Here is a 14949-nt window from a genome sequence, read left to right as displayed (position 1 = left end):
CGAACTCCCGTAGGACTTCGACCGGATACGAGCAGGGGTGGGGAATGCCGAAGCATCGGCTGTCCAGGAGAGGCCGGCACGTGGCCCTGGCCGTGACCGGCGTCGTCGTCATCGCCGGTGCCGGGATCACGGCGCAGTCCTCGATGGCCGCTTCTGCGTGGCCCGCGCAGAAGACCTACGTCGGCCGGGCATTCGACACCTGCACCGCGCCCTCGCTCACCGCCATGAAGGCATGGAAGCAGGACGCCTACTACGGCGGTGTCGCCGTCTACGTCGGCGGCAGGAACCGAGGCTGCGCCCAGCCCAACCTGACCAGGTCCTGGGTGAAGTCGGTCGACACGCTCGGCTGGCGGATCATCCCCCTCTACGTGGGGGCCCAGCCTCCTTGCCAGAAGAGCGGCAACAAGGAGAGGTTCACGTCGGCCACCGCGGCCTCGGTCGGCGCGAGCAACGCCAACGACGCCATCGCCAAGGCCTCGGCGCTCGGCATGAAGACCGGGAGTCCGATCTACCTGAACATGGAGGCGTACGACACCGCCGACAAGGCCTGTAACGACGCGACCTTGGCGTACGTGCGGTCCTTCACCAGGACCCTTCGCGCCAAGAGCTACCGCGCGGGTCTCTACGGCTTCAGCAGCTCCAGCGCCAAGGCGGTCGCCACGGCCAAGGACCGCACGGACCTGCCGGGCAACCTCTGGTACGCCCTGTGGAACGGCCAGGACACCACCACGAAGGACTGGCCCTGGGACCCGAAGCTCTACACCGACCACAGCCGCGCTCACCAGTACAAGGCCAACAGCAAGGAGACCCGACGCGGTCACACCCTCACCGTCGACCGCAACGCCTGGGACGCCCCCGTCGCGATCATCGGCTGACCGGCCGGCGTCCGCAGCGGCACAGCGCCGGCATCGAGCGGCGGCGGCGGACAGCGAGCGGCGTACGGATCCGGCCCCGATGGGGGTGCCAGGGCCGGACCCGTACCCGCTGTCCCTTCCCACCACCGCCCGCCTACCCGTGAAAGCCCCATGGATGCAGCCGAACGCTCCTGGTCCCTCTCCGCTCGGCGCCGGCACCGGTCTCGACACCGGCACCGGTCTCCGCATCAGCGCCGGTCTCCGCACCAGCACCGAGCTCGCCACTCGTAACCCGCAGTAGCAGCACTGTTGGCGAGCCGAGGGTCCGGGGTGGAAGTCCCGTCCGCGATGATCCTGACCGGCAGACGCCGTGAGCAGGCCTTTCGCGGTCCGCGAAGGATCGATTCGGTACATGGACGCATGCGCGCGCCCGAAGCGGGTGACACGCCGGGGGTGGACCTCTTGCGACGTAGTGTCCAGCCTGGACTCGTGGTGGTGGTCACCGGGGCCTCCAGCGGCATCGGCCGCGCCACCGCCCTGGCCTTCGCGCGGCGCGGCGCCCGGGTCGTGGTCGGTGCCCGCAGCCCGCGGGTGCTGGAGCGTGTGGCGCGGGAGTGCCGGGCCGCCCACCCCGCGGCCGAGGCGGTCGCGGTGCCCGCCGACGTGACGGACGCCGAGGCCGTGGAACGGCTCGCCCGGACGGCCCGCGCCCGCTTCGGGCGGATCGACGTGTGGGTGAACGCCGCCGGCGTGGGCGTGCTCGGCCGCCTCAGCGACGTAGAACTCGCGGACGTACGCCGGCTGTGGGACGTCAACGTCCTGGGCGCCCTGCACGGAGCCCGGGCAGCCCTGCCGACGATGCGCGACCAGGGGCGCGGGGTGGTCGTCGACATCGCGTCGGTCCTGGGAGGAGTCGTCCAGGCGCCCTACATGGGGCCCTACGCCGCCTCGAAGGCGGCCCTCGTGACGCTCGACGAGGCCCTCCGCCAGGAACTGTCGCTCGCCGGCGCCCATGGAGTGCACGTCTGCACCGTTCTGCCGACCGGGGTGGACACTCCGTTCTTCCAGCACGCCGCCAATCACACCGGCCGCGCCATGCGCGCCTTGCCGTCGGTCGCGACGCCGGAACGTGTCGCGGCCGCCGTGCGGCGCGCGGCCACCCGAGCCCGCCCGCCGCGGCGGGTGGCCGTCGGGCCCGGAGCGCGGCTGCTGCCCGCCGCCTACGCCACCCTCCGCGGGCCCACCCTCCGCCTCATCGCCTGGCGGACCGAACGCCACTATCTCGGCCGGCACGGTTCCGCCGACGCGACACGGGGCCGCCTGTGGACGCCGTCCGGCGACTCGGCCTCCGTCCGGGGCGGACGTCATGCCAAGGCCCGGACGGCCGGCCGCGGCCTCGCGATGCTCGGGCTGGCCGGAGCCGTGGCCGTCGTCGGCGGGCGGGCCGCGACCCGGACCGTCTCATCACCACCCGGAACCCACCCCGACCACCCGTGAGGAGACCTCTCATGGCTCGATGGCACCGGCTGATCACCGCGACCCCGGCGGACGTCTGGGCCGTCCTCGGTGACGGCTCGCTCTACGCCCGCTGGGTCGTCGGCACCCAGGACACCTGGGAGCGCGACGAGGCCTGGCCCGCCGTGGGGTCCGAGCTCGGCTACACCGTGAAGCTGGGACCTTGGACGATGAAGGGCCGTACCATCTCCCGGCTCTGCGAACCCGGAAAGCGCCTGGAGCTGGAGGCCGTCAACCCGCTCGGCAGCGCACGCATCGGCCTCAGGACCCTGCGCTGGGGCGACGACTGCCTGGTACTGGTCGACGAACACCCGCTGCGCGGGCCCGCCACCCCTCTGCACAACACCGCACTGGACGCGCTCGTCCGGTGGCGCAACCGGCACATGCTCGCCCGGCTGGACCGCGCGGTGAAGGAAAGGGCCGAACAGGCCGAACAGTCGGAGCCCTCCGCGCACACGGCGGGAGCCGGGTGGGCCGGCACGAGCGCGGGAACGTCCCATGGGCATCCCTGACGCCGTCGTGATCGGGGCCGGTCCCAACGGCCTCGTCGCCGCCAACGTCCTGGCCGACGCCGGCTGGCAGGTCGTGGTCCTCGAGGCCCAGGACGAACCCGGCGGGGCCGTGCGCAGCGACCGCGGCGTGCATCCCGACTACGTCCACGACACGTTCAGCGCGTTCTATCCACTGGCCGCCGCCTCGCCCGTCCTCGCGAAGCTCCGCCTGGAGCGCCACGGCCTGCGGTGGAGCCACGCGCCCTCGGTCGTCGCCCATCCTCTGGAGGACGGCCGTTGCCCGGTCCTCGAACGGGACGTGCGCCGTACCGCCGCTTCCCTGGAAGGGTTCGCGCCCGGTGACGGAGCGGCGTGGGAACGCCTCGACCGCCTGTGGCAGCGGACCGGCGACGACCTGGTGAACTGTCTGTTCACCCCGTTCCCGCCGCTCCTGCCGGGCTTGCGGCTGGCCGCCCGCACCGGGCCGGACCTGCTGCGCCTGGCGCGCACCATGCTGCTGCCCGCCCGCCGCTTCGGGCAGGAGCACTTCGCCGGCGAGGGCGGCCGGCTGCTGATCGCGGGCAACGCCCTGCACGCCGACCTCGGACCGGAATCCGCCCTGGGCGGCGGTTTCGGCTGGCTGATGTGCATGCTCGGTCAGTCGTACGGCTTCCCGGTGCCGGTCGGCGGCGCCGGCATGCTCACCCAGGCGCTGGTGGCCCGGCTGCGGAAATGCGGCGGCGAACTGCGCTGCGGCGCCCCGGTGGCCCGCGTCGTCGTCCGCGCGGGCAGGGCCGTCGCCGTGCGCACGGAGGACGGAACGGAGGTCCCGGCACGCCGCGCCGTCCTCGCCGACATCCCCGCGCCCACGCTCTATCTGGAGCTGGTCGGCGAGGAGCACCTGCCGCCCCGGGCCCGTGCGGATCTGCGCCGTTTCCAGTGGGACTTCGCCACCGTCAAGGTGGACTGGGCCCTCGCCCGACCGATCCCCTGGGCCACCGAGGCGGCGCGGGGCGCCGGGACCGTGCATGTCGCCGACGGCGTCGACGCGTTGACCCGGTTCGCCGGCCAGCTCGCGATGGAGCAGGTGCCGGACGTGCCGTTCAGCGTGCTCGGGCAGATGACCACGGCGGATCCCACCCGTTCTCCGGCCGGTACGGAGTCGGCCTGGGCGTACACCCACGTGCCCCAGCACATCCGGGGCGATGCCGGACCCGACGGCGTCACAGGCCGCTGGGACCAGCGCGAGAAGGACGCGATCGCCGACCGCGTCGAGGCCGGCATCGAGCGCCTCGCCCCCGGCTTCCGTTCCGGCATCGCCGCCCGCAGGGTGCTCGCACCGCCCGACCTGGAACGGCGCAACGCCGCACTGGTGGGAGGCGCCGTGAACCAGGGCACCACCAACCTGCACCAGCAGCTGGTCTTCCGCCCCTTGCCCGGCACCGGCCGCCCGCGCACCCCCGTCCGGGGCCTGTACCTGGCGTCCGCGACCGCCCATCCAGGCGGCGGAGTGCACGGCGCACCGGGCGCCAACGCCGCTCGCGCCGCCCTCAGGGCCCATTCGCTACGGACACGCCCCCGCTGACCTCCCGCCGACCCGACGACGCGCTGCCCCGCCGACTCGCCGACCTGGCTGTCGGACGGCACCGTCCGTCACGTCCTCCGCCCCCTGCCCCTTCGCGCTCAGGGGACGGACTTCGATGCGCCTCAGGGGCTGAGGACCTGGACCCGGTCCTGGGAGTCGACCAGTTCGATCCGTTCCACGTGGGGAAAGACCGCGGTGACCTCACCCGGCTTCGCCGTGCCGTCGTGCACGAGGCGGACCGTCCGCACCGTGTCCAGGACGAGTCCGTCCGGGCATGACGGCAGGTCCATCCGGTCGAGCGCGAGGACGCGCAGGCTGGGGAGGGCGGCGAGAGAGCGCCACGTTCCGGCGTCGGCGACAGGCGCCCGCCACAGGTTGAGCGAGGTCAGTTCGCGGAAGCGGCCGAGCGCTCCCAGACCGTCCTCGGGCCACACGTGCGGCAGCTCCAGGTGCTCGATCGGGGCGCGTGCGGGCAGGGCGGTCGTGGACCAGCGGGCATCGGCGTCCAGACCGAGGACGAGGGACGACAGCCGGGTCAGCGGGGCGAGTGCCGACAGGTCCGGCCGGCCGCCGCCGCGCCGCATGCGGAGCTGGGCGGGGTCGCAGGCGCCGAGGAGTTCGGCGAGCGACGGGCCGGACACCCCTGCGGCGATCTCCAGCAGGGCGGGCCGGAGACCGAGACGCAGCAGTTCCCCGGCCTGTTCGTCGTTGGCGACGAAGTAGCGGAGCCGGCTCGGATCGAGCCGCGCGACCACCTCCTCGGCGTACGACCGGCTGTCGAAGCGGTGCCACGACCAGATCAGCTGGGACCGGACCCTGAGGGACGGATGCCCGGCGAACCGGGCGAGGTAGGGGATCGCCGCGTCGGTCCGGATGTGGCTCGCGGCCGTCACCATCATCAGCGCCTCCTCGTCGCCGAGGCCCTCCGGATCTGGCAGCAGGCCGAGGGCGAGGCGGCCCACCTCGCCCAGTACCCTCGCCTCCTGCTGGGTCCGGGGCGGGAAGACCTCCGAGGCGCGGTCCAGTACCGCCTGCCGCACGTGCGGGGCCACCTCCGTCACCTGGTCGAGGGCGGAGACGGCGAGCACCAGGACGCGCTGCTGGCCCCGGCGGTCCTCCGCGCGGTCGGCGGCCTTCATGAGCTCCTCCAGGAGCTCGGCGCACTCGCGGGGACGTGCATGGCCCAGCGCCATGCGGATGACGTCCTCCCACTGGTCGTCCTCCGCGTGGGCGGCGAGGACGCCGATGTCCCACTGCTCGACCAGCGCCTTGGCGGCCAGGTAGTCCTGGAAGGTGCGGTGGACGAAGTCGACGGTGTCGGCAGTCGGTTCGCGCAGCAGGCCGCTGCGGTGCAGGAGATGGGTGAAGACCGCCCCCGGGTCGTACGCCGAGGCCTCCTGGACCGCGGGGACGGCGGAGCTTACGAGCGACTCGGCGTGCCGGCGGTCCATCTGGGTGCGCCCGTTGAGAGCCAGCCAGTACGCGAGCCGCTGGACGAGCTGGATCTGCGGGGCCTCGCCCAGTTCGATGCCCGTCGGGCTGCCCATGTCCCGTTCGCGGTCGCGGCGGCTGAGCAGCATGGATAGGGCGGCCTCGTACAGCGCCTTGCGGCCGCGCGGCAGGAAGCCCCGGCGGTCGCGGTGGAGGGCGCAGATGAGGCCGCACATCAGGGGGTTGGTGGCGAGCCCGGCGACCTCCTCGGTGGCACGCAGGGCGTCGAGCAGCGGCTGCTCGTACGGTGCGGCGGCCGGGCCGGCGGCCCGGTGCCAGCGACGTACGAAGGTGGTCACCTCGGTGCGCGTCATGGGGGCGAGCGTGAGCTCGGCGAAGCCGTCCGCGGCCAGCCACGCGTCGCCCACCGCGCTGGGGCGCGAGGTCACGAGCCAGCGGTTGCCGTCCCCGTACGCGGCCAGCAGGTCGCGCAGCCACTGGCGGGCCCGACCTCGTTCGGCCTCCGGAATCTCGTCGATGCCGTCCACCAGGACCAGGCCGCGCCCGGCGCTCAGGACCCGGTCGGCCCAGCCGTCGGGGGCGGTGAGGGGACAGCCGGCGGAGGAGAGGAAGTGCGCGGCGGCGGGCAGCCGTTCACCGTGCCGGGTCAGGGTGCGCAGGGGCAGGACGAAGGGGACGCGGCCGTGGAGGTAGGCCATGCCCTCGGCCTGCTGCCCGGTCGCTGCCGATACGGTCAGCCACTGCACGAGGGTCGTCTTGCCGGAGCCGGCGAGGCCGCGCAGCAGGATCCGGTCGTGCTGAGCGAGAGCGAGGTCGGCGCGTACGACACCGCTGCCAGGGGGCGTGGGGTAGGCGAAGCCGTCCGTGGACGGCCCCTGGCCGGTGCCGCCGGACCCGAGCCACTCCCCGCCCTCCTGGAACGATCCGTCCACCGGTCCCGGCGCCGTCGCCTCCAGCGACAGGTACGCCGTGTCGAGCGGCCACTGGTCCGGCGAGTGGTGCAGGTCGATGCCGTAGATGACGAGCCGGCCGTGCTTCTTCGCCAGGTGCGCGAGGTAGCGGCGCTCGAAGTCGGCGTCCTGCACGTCGGCGTGGGGGAGACGGGCGAGGAGCATGTCGGCCTTGGCGTGGAGCTCCGACTGGCCGCGGGCCTGCTCCACGAGGGTGCGGGGGACGAAGGCGGAGCGTTGGGTGAAGAACTCCAGGATGTGACGGCAGGCCCAGACGGTGACCGCGTCCAGGAAGTGCAGGGACGCGGAGGCCAGGCCGTCGGGGCTCGGGGCGGCGGCGCGCAGACGCGCCGCCAGGGCCTCGTGGCCGAGGGCCACGGCCTGGACGTCGTCCATGTCGAGGTCGCCGAGGGCGAGGAGGGTGGTCGCGAGGGCGTCGGTGACGGCCTCGGCCTCGTCGGCGGGGAACGGCTGCTCGCCCGGCCCCGCTGTCGCCCGCTCCACCAGGGTGGCGGCGAGGCGGCGGACGTCCTTCTCGGTCAGGGTGCGCTTCTCGCCGCGGAAGGAGACGAGTGAGGACAGGCGTACGCGACGGGCCTGGCCGGGAAGGCCGGCCCCCGGGCCGTCGGCGGCCAACAGCTTCCGGAGCAGCGGGCCGAGCGCGCCCGACGCGAGACGGGTGCCGATGACTGCCGGATCCATGGGTGTCTCCCCGCTCTTTCCTGTGCGCCCTCAAAGCGTCAGCGTAGTGCTCGACGCCCTTGACGCAGGCCGCGGTTGCGTGCCCCGCAGCCGTCCGTGCCCAGCAGCGGTGAGCCGTGGTCGACACGGCGTTCCTCCGGGCCGCGAACTCCTGCTCCGACAGGTCGGTCTCGTCGCCCTCCCAGAGCCCGCCTCCGTGAGCGGGAAGGGTCCGGCGAGCAGACGTACGGGAACGTGCTGGTCGCGCCGCGTCCACGCTGCTGGCCTGCCGCGCCGCTCGAACAGGCCCTGACGTACGCTCCTGCGGTACGTCGACGACGGGGGAGGGGCGGATGGAACGCCGAACGGTGATGCTGGGCATGGGCGGGTTCGTGGCGGCACTGGGCGGCGGGACGGTGCTGGGCGCCACGCCCGCGGCGGCCGCCGGCCGAGGTGTCGTCGTCGACGTCACCGCCCACGGGGCCAAGGGCGACGGAACGACCGACGACACGTCCGCCTTCCAGGCCGCCCTCGCCGCGGTCAAGGCCGTACCCGGCGGCGCCACGCTGCTGGTCCCGCCCGGCACGTACCCGATCGGCACGAGCCTCGTCCTCGGTGCCGGCACCACCGTCTCCGCGTACGGCGCCCGGATCGTCCGCATCAAGGACAGCGGTGCCCTGCTGAAGAACTTCGACTCCGTCACGCCCGCCTACGGCTACGAGGGCGCCGGCGACATCGCCGTCCTCGGCGGCACCTGGGACATGCGAGGCGCGCAGTTCGGCAAGCAGAGCGACGCCATCGGCTTCGCCCACTGCTCCGGTGTGCTGGTGAAGGACTGCACGTTCGTCGACACCCCCTCCGCGCACGCCATCGAACTCAACGCGGTCCGCGACGCGGCCGTCGTCGACTGCGTCTTCGACGGCCTCCACCCCGGCGACGGGGCAAGCCCCACCACCAAGGAAGCCATCCAGATCACCTGCGCCACCGAGGGCAACCTCCCGGCGCCCGGCTACGACGCAACTCCCTGCGAGGACATCCTCATCACCGGCTGCACGTTGCGTGCCGGCACCACCACCGGTCCCTTCGGTGCCCTGTGCGGGGACCACTGGGGCGCCGTAGGCGTCCACCACCGGCGCATCCGGGTCATCGGCAACACCGTCGAGAAGAGCGGCGCCTTCGGCATCCGCGCCGCCGACTGGCAGGACTCCGTCATCGCCGACAACACCCTCACCGGCATCGCCCTGCACGGCATCTACCTCAATTCGCCGCAGGGCAACGCCCTGAGCGGCATCACCGTCTCCGGGAACACCGTGCGCGGTGTGGACGGCAGCGGCGGCATCTCCGTGACGGTGCCCACCGGCGGCGCCCGGCACCGCGACCTCTCGATCGTCGGCAACACCGTCGAGTCGGTGAAGGGCGAGGCCGGCATCTACGCCACCCAGACCGACGGCCTCACCATCACCCGCAACACCGTCGCTTCCACCCTGCGGCTCACCGCCACCGGCAACAGCCAGGGAATCCATGTCCAGAACTCGCCGAACGCGCTGGTCACCGGCAACAGCGTCACGAACATCCAGGGCGACGGCATCGGCGTCGACAGCGGAGCCACCGGCACGCTCGTCGCCGACAACACCGTCACGACCACGACCGGGTACGGCATCAGCGCCGGCGCGAACGGAGCCACCCTGCGCGGCAACCGGATCACCGGCGCCACCACCTACGCCGTACGCGTCGGCGGCAACGCGGCCGGCACCTTCGTCCAGTCCACGACCGTCGACCAGGTCACCGGTGGCTCCTCGGGCGCGGCGATCGGAGTGATGGCGGGCTCCACCGGTACCTGGCTCGTCGGCAACGACCTCACCGCGCGCGGCACCGGAACCCCGGCGATCACCGACAACGGCAGCGGCACGACCCTCGTCCAGAACCTGACCTGATGACGTGTCCCGTAGGACACCCTCACGCGGCCGCTCCCGGTGAACGACGCCTACGACGGCGGTAGGAGCGTGTCGGCCGCCGTGACATTCGACGACAGAACCCAGGGGCCCAGGTGCCAGACGGCATGCAGGCGCCGCCGGTGGTCCAGTCGGCGCACCGGTCCCGTCAGGGTGACCCGGGCGGTCAGCCGCGGGTCGGTGCTGGAGGCGCTGAACAGCAGCTCCAGCGCTCCCGGCTCCACCACGCGCGTCTCCGCCCTGCCCGTGAACGACGCGAGGTCCGCGGGGACGGTCACGTGAATCCGTCTGCTCTCGCCCGGGGCCAGGTCGACCCGTACGTATCCGATGAGTCTTCGCACGGGCTGGACCACGGAGGCCACCGGGTCGTGCAGATACAGCTGGACGAGTTCGGTCCCGGCGCGGCCGCCGGTGTTCGCCACGGTGAGGGCGAGCCGTACCTCGCCGTCCGTGGGGATCTCGGTGGCGTCGATGTCCAGGTCGCTCCATTCGAAGGTGGTGTAGGTGAGGCCGTGTCCGAAGCCGAAGGCCGGCGTCGGGTCGATGCTGGACACCTCACCGGCGTGGCCCAGGCGGGAGGCCAGGTAGGTGGAGGGCTGGGCGCCGGGGTGACGGGGCACGCTGACGGGCAGTCGGCCGCTCGGCTCGGTGCGTCCGCTGAGGACGGAGGCGATCGCGCCGGTCCCGCCCTCACCGGGGAAGAAGGCCTGCAGGATCGCGGCGGACTCGTCGGCGGCGCGGCCGAGCGCGTAGGGCCGGCCGGCAAGGAGGACGGTCACGACCGGTGTCCCCGCGTCGAGGAGGGCGTCGAGGAGTTGCTGCTGCGCGCCGGGGAGGTCGAGCGACCCGGCGTCGCATCCCTCGCCGCTGGTGCCCCGCCCGAAGAGTCCGGCGCGGTCGCCGAGGGCCGCCACGACGAGGTCGGCGCTGCGGGCGAGCGTGAGGGCCTCGGCGAAGCCCTCGGTCTCGGCGTCGTCGATGCCGGTTCCGCGCGCCACGAGGATCTCGGCGCCGGGGAACTCGGCCACGAGGGCCTCGCGCAGGGTGGGCAGGTCGATGCCGGGTGGGGTGGCGGGGTGCTGTCCGCCGACGTGGACGGGGAAGGAGTAGCAGCCCAGGACGGCGGTGGGAGCTTCGGCGTTGGGACCGATGAGGGCGATCCGGCGCGGAGTGCGCGGGTCGAGCGGCAGGGTGCCGTCGTTGTGGAGAAGGACGACTGCGCGTTCGGCGATGCGGCCCGCCAGCTCGCGGTTGGCGGCCGGGTTCAGGTCGACCGTGCCCCGCAGGGCGTCGGGGTCGGCCGTGGTGTCGGCGCCGCGCAGTGCCGGAGGGACCGGGCTCCAGTCGGGGTCGAGCAGCCCGAGCCGGGTCTTCTGCAGGAGGACCCGTCGGACTGCCCGGTCCACGAGCTCCTCGGGCACGTGTCCCTTCCGGACCGCGTCCAGGAGGGGCGCGCCGAAGGCCTTGACGGTGGGCAGCTCGACGTCGACACCGGCGGCGAGGGCTGCTCCGGCCGCCTCGCCGAACGTTCCGGCGACGCCGTGCAGGGTCTTCAGGAACGCGATGCCGAAGTAGTCGGCCACGACGGTGCCCGTGAAGCCCCAGGTGTCCCGGAGCAGGCCGGTGAGCAGGCGGTCGTCGGCGGCCGAGGGAATGCCGTCGGTGTCGGTGTAGGCGTGCATCACCGACCGGACGCCGCTCTCCCGGACCGCCATCTCGAACGGCGGAAGGATCACGTCGGCCAGTTCCCTCGGACCCATGCCGACCGGGGCGAGGTTGCGACCTGCCCGGGAGGCGGAGTAGCCGGCGAAGTGCTTGAGGGTGGCGACGACGCCGGCGGACTCCAGGCCCTGCACGTACGCGGTGGCGATGGTCCCGACAAGGTACGGATCCTCGCCGATGGTCTCCTCGACGCGCCCCCAGCGGGCGTCCCGTACGACGTCGAGAACGGGGGCGAGCCCCTGGTGCACGCCCACCGCGCGCAGGTCGCGGCCGATGGCGGCGGCCATCTCCCGTACGAGCGCGGGGTCGAAGGTGGCGCCCCAGGCGAGGGGTACGGGATAGGCGGTGGCGCCCCAGGCCGCGAAGCCCGCGAGGCACTCCTCGTGGGCGACGGCCGGGATGCCGAACCGGTTCGCGGCGGTGATCCGCTGCTGCGTCCGCATCAGGGAGAGGGCTCCGAGGGCGGGGTCGACGGGGGCGCTGCCGAAGGGCCGGGTGAGCTGGCCGAGACCGTCGGGCAGCAGCGTGTCGAGGTCGACCGGCTCTTCCATGTCGTGCTGGTGCGGGGCGACTTCGGCGCCCTCGTCGGAGGCTCCCACCCACACGCCGTAGAGCTGGGCGGTCTTCTCCTCCAGGGTCATCTCGCGCATTAGCGCGTCGACTCGGGCTTCAGCGCTCAGCGCGGGGTCGCGCCAGGCGGGGTACGGGGCTTGGGGCTGGGTGGCCACGGTCTCGGTCACTTTCCTCCGACTCCCGTCGGGCCCTGGGCGAGCCAGGGCCTGACGGGCGGACAGATAGACGAGCAGGACGGGAGCTTGGGGTTCTTCGCGGAGGTGTGGGGAAACCGCGGGTGTGTCAGGTGCGGGTCCAGCGCTGGTTGCCGCCGCCCCAGCAGGAGTAGAGCTGGATCAGGGTGCCGTTGGCCGTGCCGTTGGCGGCGGCGTCGAGGCAGAGGCCGGACTGGACGCCGACGATGGATCCGTCGGAGTTGAGGCGCCACTTCTGGTTGTCGCCGCCCCAGCAGCTGTAGATCTGCACCTTGGCGCCGTTGCCGGTGCCGCCGGCGTCCAGGCACTTGTCGCCGTAGACCCGGAGCTCACCTGCGGCGGTGTAGGTCCACCGCTGGTTGACGGCGTTGTTGCAGTCCCACAGGTTGAGCTGGGTGCCGTCGGTGGTGCCGGCGCCGGGCACGTCCAGGCAGCGGCCCGATGCGACGCCCTTGATCTGTCCGGCACCGGGCGAGGGGGTCGGAGTGGGGGTGGGGGAGACGGCGTTGAGCGCGTTGAGGACGGAGGTGTAGGCGGCCTTCTTGCTGCCGTCGCCGTTGAACAGCAGCGGCGTCTGGTCCGCTCGCCAGGAGTCGGTGTCGCGCACACCCCAGACGGTGATGCCGAGGCAGCGCGGGACGGCCAGGCAGTCGTTGGTCACGTTGGCGTAGGTCGTGGCCGAGGCACCCTGGATGTCGAGTTCCGTGACGGCCACGTCGACACCGAGGGCGGCGAAGCTCTGCAGCGTGGTGCGGAAGTTGCTGTTGTACGGGCTGTCGCTGTTGAAGTGCGACTGGAAGCCGACGCAGTCGATGGGCACGCCGCGCTGCTTGAAGTCCCGGACCATGGAGTACACGGCCTGGGTCTTGGCCCAGGTCCAGTTCTCGATGTTGTAGTCGTTGTAGCAGAGCTTGGCGGCCGGGTCGGCGGCGCGTGCGGTGCGGAAGGCGACCTCGATCCAGTCGTTGCCGGTGCGCTGCAGGTTCGAGTCGCGCCGGGCTCCCGAACTGCCGTCGGCGAACGCCTCGTTCACGACGTCCCACTGGACGATCTTGCCCTTGTAGTGGGCCATCACGCCGTTGATGTGGTTGGTCATCGCCTGGCGCAGTGTGCTGCCGCTGAGGCTCTGCATCCAGCCGGGCTGCTGGGAGTGCCAGGCCAGGGTGTGGCCGCGCACCTGCTTGCCGTTCTGCACCGCCCAGTTGTAGACGCGGTCGCCGGCGGTGAAGTTGAACTGGCCCTGCTGGGGTTCGGTGGCGTCGATCTTCATCTCGTTCTCGGGCGTCACCGAGTTGAACTCGCGCCCCGCGATCGTCGTGTACGCGGAGTCGCCCAGCCTGCCCGAGGCGATGGCCGTGCCGAAGTAGCGGCCGCTCTGCGCCGCCGCGCTGCCGAGTGTGGTCTCGGCGGCCTGTGACGACGCGGGTGCGACAAGGGCGATGGCGGAACCGAGGACGCCGACGACCAGCGCCGCACACAGACCGCCGGCCCTTCGGCGGACGGTGGAGGGGGGAACGGCATTCGAGCGCATGACGGACCTCCAGGATGGAAATCACGGAAGGATTTGAGCGCAGCAGAATGAATCCACGCCGACGACGCCCGCAGGCACGGGCGAAAAGGGGATATCGGTGCGGAAAGCGAGGCGTGGTGATTCACGGCAGGCGCCCAGGATTCGGGCAGATGGCTGACCGAAACCGGCTCGGAATTCAGTGTGGAAATCTCGAGGAAACATGTCAAGAGTTTCGAAATGTTTCGAGAATCCGTGTGCCCTGAATGCTCGTTTCCCTAGCGTCGGGGCGGGGCCGTGGAGAGCCGGACCTTGAGTTCGGTCGAGAGCTCCATCCGCGGTGTGACCAGGGGCTGGTCCTCCATGACCTGGAACAGGGTGCGGGCCGCGACCCGCCCCATCTCCTCCAGCGGCTGGCGCACCGTCGTCAGCGGCGGTGACAGCCATTCGCACATCGGCAGGTCGTCGAAGCCGACGACGCTGAGGTCCCGCGGAATGCTCAGCCCGCCCTGCCGGGCGGCTTCGTAGACGCCCATCGCCTGCTGGTCGCTGCCGGCGAAGATGGCGGTCGGCGGTTCGGGGAGGGCGAGCAATTCCCGGGCGCACTGGAATCCGCCCTCGTGCCGGAAGTCACCGAACCGGATCAGGTCGCGGTCGACCTCGATTCCGGCCCGCTCCAGGGCGGTCCGGTACCCGTCGATGCGGGCCCGGCTGCAGAGCATCTCCCTGCGTCCGCCGATCGTGGCGATCCGGCGGTGCCCCAGCTCCAGCAGGTGTTCGGTGGCGGCGAGGCCGCCCGCCCAGTTGGTCGCTCCGACGCTCGGCACGTCGTTGCCGGGCAGGTCGATGGGGTCGATGACGACCAGCGCCACTCCGGCCCGTTCGACCTGAGCGCGCTGGGCGGGAGTGACCGAGGCGGTGACGAGGATGACGCCGTCGCTGTGGTGCAGGACCGGCAGTGCGGCCCAACTGGACGGCGTGGCCTCGCCGGGCGGGACGAGTGACACGACGGTGCCGACGCCGCGCTGGGCGCACTCGGCCTCGACGCCGCGCAGTATCTCCACCGCCCACGCGCTGTCCAGACCGCCGATGATCAGGTCGACGAGGCCCGATCTGCGGGCTCTGCCCTGCCGACCGGGCGGGAGGTAGTGGTGGGACCGCAGCAGGCCCTCGATCCGTTGGCGTGTCGCGGGTGCGACATCGGAACGGCCGTTGATCACCTTGGACACGGTGGCCTGGGAGACCCCTGCCTCCGCGGCGATGACGGCCAGGGTCGGACGCCGTTCGCTCAACTTCCCTCCTCTGCCCGCACGCCGTGACGGCGGCAGGTGTCGCAAACTTTCGAAGAAGTTTCGAGGCGGCGTGACCTACCTGTCAAGGCCGTCAACAGGCGGTGTTTTTCAGGGAAATCGGTGACACCTCTTGACCGGAGAGCCTCACGTTCCTAGCTTATGGCGGCACAGAATTCGAGAG

Annotated in this window: 10 protein-coding genes; 6 read left to right on the top strand and 4 right to left on the bottom strand. The window is 72.3% G+C overall.

The window, feature by feature from the left end:
- Nucleotides 1-44 precede the first annotated feature (44 nt).
- The 5 genes from ACFY8W_RS23510 (at nucleotide 45) to ACFY8W_RS23490 (ending at nucleotide 4445) form a co-directional block, all read left to right on the top strand.
- Nucleotides 45-875 carry a glycoside hydrolase domain-containing protein gene (locus tag ACFY8W_RS23510; protein WP_391108466.1) on the top strand — a complete coding sequence of 277 codons (831 nt, stop codon included), beginning with the start codon at nucleotides 45-47 and terminating at the stop codon, nucleotides 873-875.
- 154 nt (nucleotides 876-1029) lie between these two features.
- Nucleotides 1030-1155, top strand: coding sequence for a hypothetical protein (locus ACFY8W_RS23505; RefSeq protein ID WP_391108463.1), 126 nt, complete (start codon nucleotides 1030-1032; stop codon nucleotides 1153-1155).
- 188 nt (nucleotides 1156-1343) lie between these two features.
- Complete coding sequence (locus tag ACFY8W_RS23500) at nucleotides 1344-2351, top strand: SDR family NAD(P)-dependent oxidoreductase (protein WP_391108460.1); 1008 nt, start codon at nucleotides 1344-1346, stop codon at nucleotides 2349-2351.
- 11 nt (nucleotides 2352-2362) lie between these two features.
- Nucleotides 2363-2881 carry an SRPBCC family protein gene (locus ACFY8W_RS23495; RefSeq protein ID WP_391108457.1) on the top strand — a complete coding sequence of 173 codons (519 nt, stop codon included), beginning with the start codon at nucleotides 2363-2365 and terminating at the stop codon, nucleotides 2879-2881.
- Complete coding sequence (locus tag ACFY8W_RS23490; RefSeq protein WP_391108454.1) at nucleotides 2868-4445, top strand: FAD-dependent oxidoreductase; 1578 nt, start codon at nucleotides 2868-2870, stop codon at nucleotides 4443-4445. Before ACFY8W_RS23495 ends, ACFY8W_RS23490 begins: the two co-directional genes overlap by 14 nt.
- 122 nt (nucleotides 4446-4567) lie before the next feature.
- Here the strand turns inward: ACFY8W_RS23490 and ACFY8W_RS23485 are convergent, their stop codons facing one another.
- A complete protein-coding gene (locus tag ACFY8W_RS23485) occupies nucleotides 4568-7549 on the bottom strand; it encodes an NACHT domain-containing protein (protein ID WP_391108452.1) in 2982 nt (993 codons plus the stop codon).
- 332 nt (nucleotides 7550-7881) lie between these two features.
- Here ACFY8W_RS23485 and ACFY8W_RS23480 point away from each other — a divergent pair, with 332 nt between their 5' ends.
- Complete coding sequence (locus ACFY8W_RS23480) at nucleotides 7882-9462, top strand: right-handed parallel beta-helix repeat-containing protein (protein ID WP_391108449.1); 1581 nt, start codon at nucleotides 7882-7884, stop codon at nucleotides 9460-9462.
- A gap of 50 nt (nucleotides 9463-9512) precedes the next feature.
- Here the strand turns inward: ACFY8W_RS23480 and ACFY8W_RS23475 are convergent, their stop codons facing one another.
- From ACFY8W_RS23475 to ACFY8W_RS23465, 3 genes are all read right to left on the bottom strand, one after another.
- Complete coding sequence (locus ACFY8W_RS23475) at nucleotides 9513-11942, bottom strand: glycoside hydrolase family 3 N-terminal domain-containing protein (protein WP_391108446.1); 2430 nt, start codon at nucleotides 11940-11942, stop codon at nucleotides 9513-9515.
- 115 nt (nucleotides 11943-12057) lie between these two features.
- Entirely contained in the window at nucleotides 12058-13500 is a 1443-nt protein-coding gene (locus ACFY8W_RS23470; RefSeq protein WP_391108443.1) for an endo-1,4-beta-xylanase, read from the bottom strand.
- Nucleotides 13501-13754: 254 nt separating this feature from the next.
- Nucleotides 13755-14768 (bottom strand): substrate-binding domain-containing protein, encoded by a 1014-nt coding sequence (locus ACFY8W_RS23465; protein ID WP_391108440.1) that lies wholly within the window; start codon nucleotides 14766-14768, stop codon nucleotides 13755-13757.
- Nucleotides 14769-14949 lie beyond the last annotated feature (181 nt).

It is taken from the genome of Streptomyces sp. NPDC012637 (assembly GCF_042954805.1).
In the GTDB taxonomy this organism is placed as follows: Bacteria; Actinomycetota; Actinomycetes; order Streptomycetales; family Streptomycetaceae; genus Streptomyces.
This window is presented reverse-complemented; position numbering and strand designations above follow the sequence as displayed.

Excerpts from the sequence above, each read along its gene's own strand:
- ACFY8W_RS23470 (WP_391108443.1), bottom strand. The coding sequence starts at position 13,500 with ATGCGCTCGAATGCCGTTCCCCCCTCCACCGTCCGCCGAAGGGCCGGC.
- ACFY8W_RS23495 (WP_391108457.1), top strand. The coding sequence starts at position 2,363 with ATGGCTCGATGGCACCGGCTGATCACCGCGACCCCGGCGGACGTCTGG.
- ACFY8W_RS23480 (WP_391108449.1), top strand. The coding sequence starts at position 7,882 with ATGGAACGCCGAACGGTGATGCTGGGCATGGGCGGGTTCGTGGCGGCA.
- ACFY8W_RS23485 (WP_391108452.1), bottom strand. The coding sequence starts at position 7,549 with ATGGATCCGGCAGTCATCGGCACCCGTCTCGCGTCGGGCGCGCTCGGC.
- ACFY8W_RS23505 (WP_391108463.1), top strand. The coding sequence starts at position 1,030 with ATGCAGCCGAACGCTCCTGGTCCCTCTCCGCTCGGCGCCGGCACCGGT.
- ACFY8W_RS23490 (WP_391108454.1), top strand. The coding sequence starts at position 2,868 with ATGGGCATCCCTGACGCCGTCGTGATCGGGGCCGGTCCCAACGGCCTC.
- ACFY8W_RS23510 (WP_391108466.1), top strand. The coding sequence starts at position 45 with ATGCCGAAGCATCGGCTGTCCAGGAGAGGCCGGCACGTGGCCCTGGCC.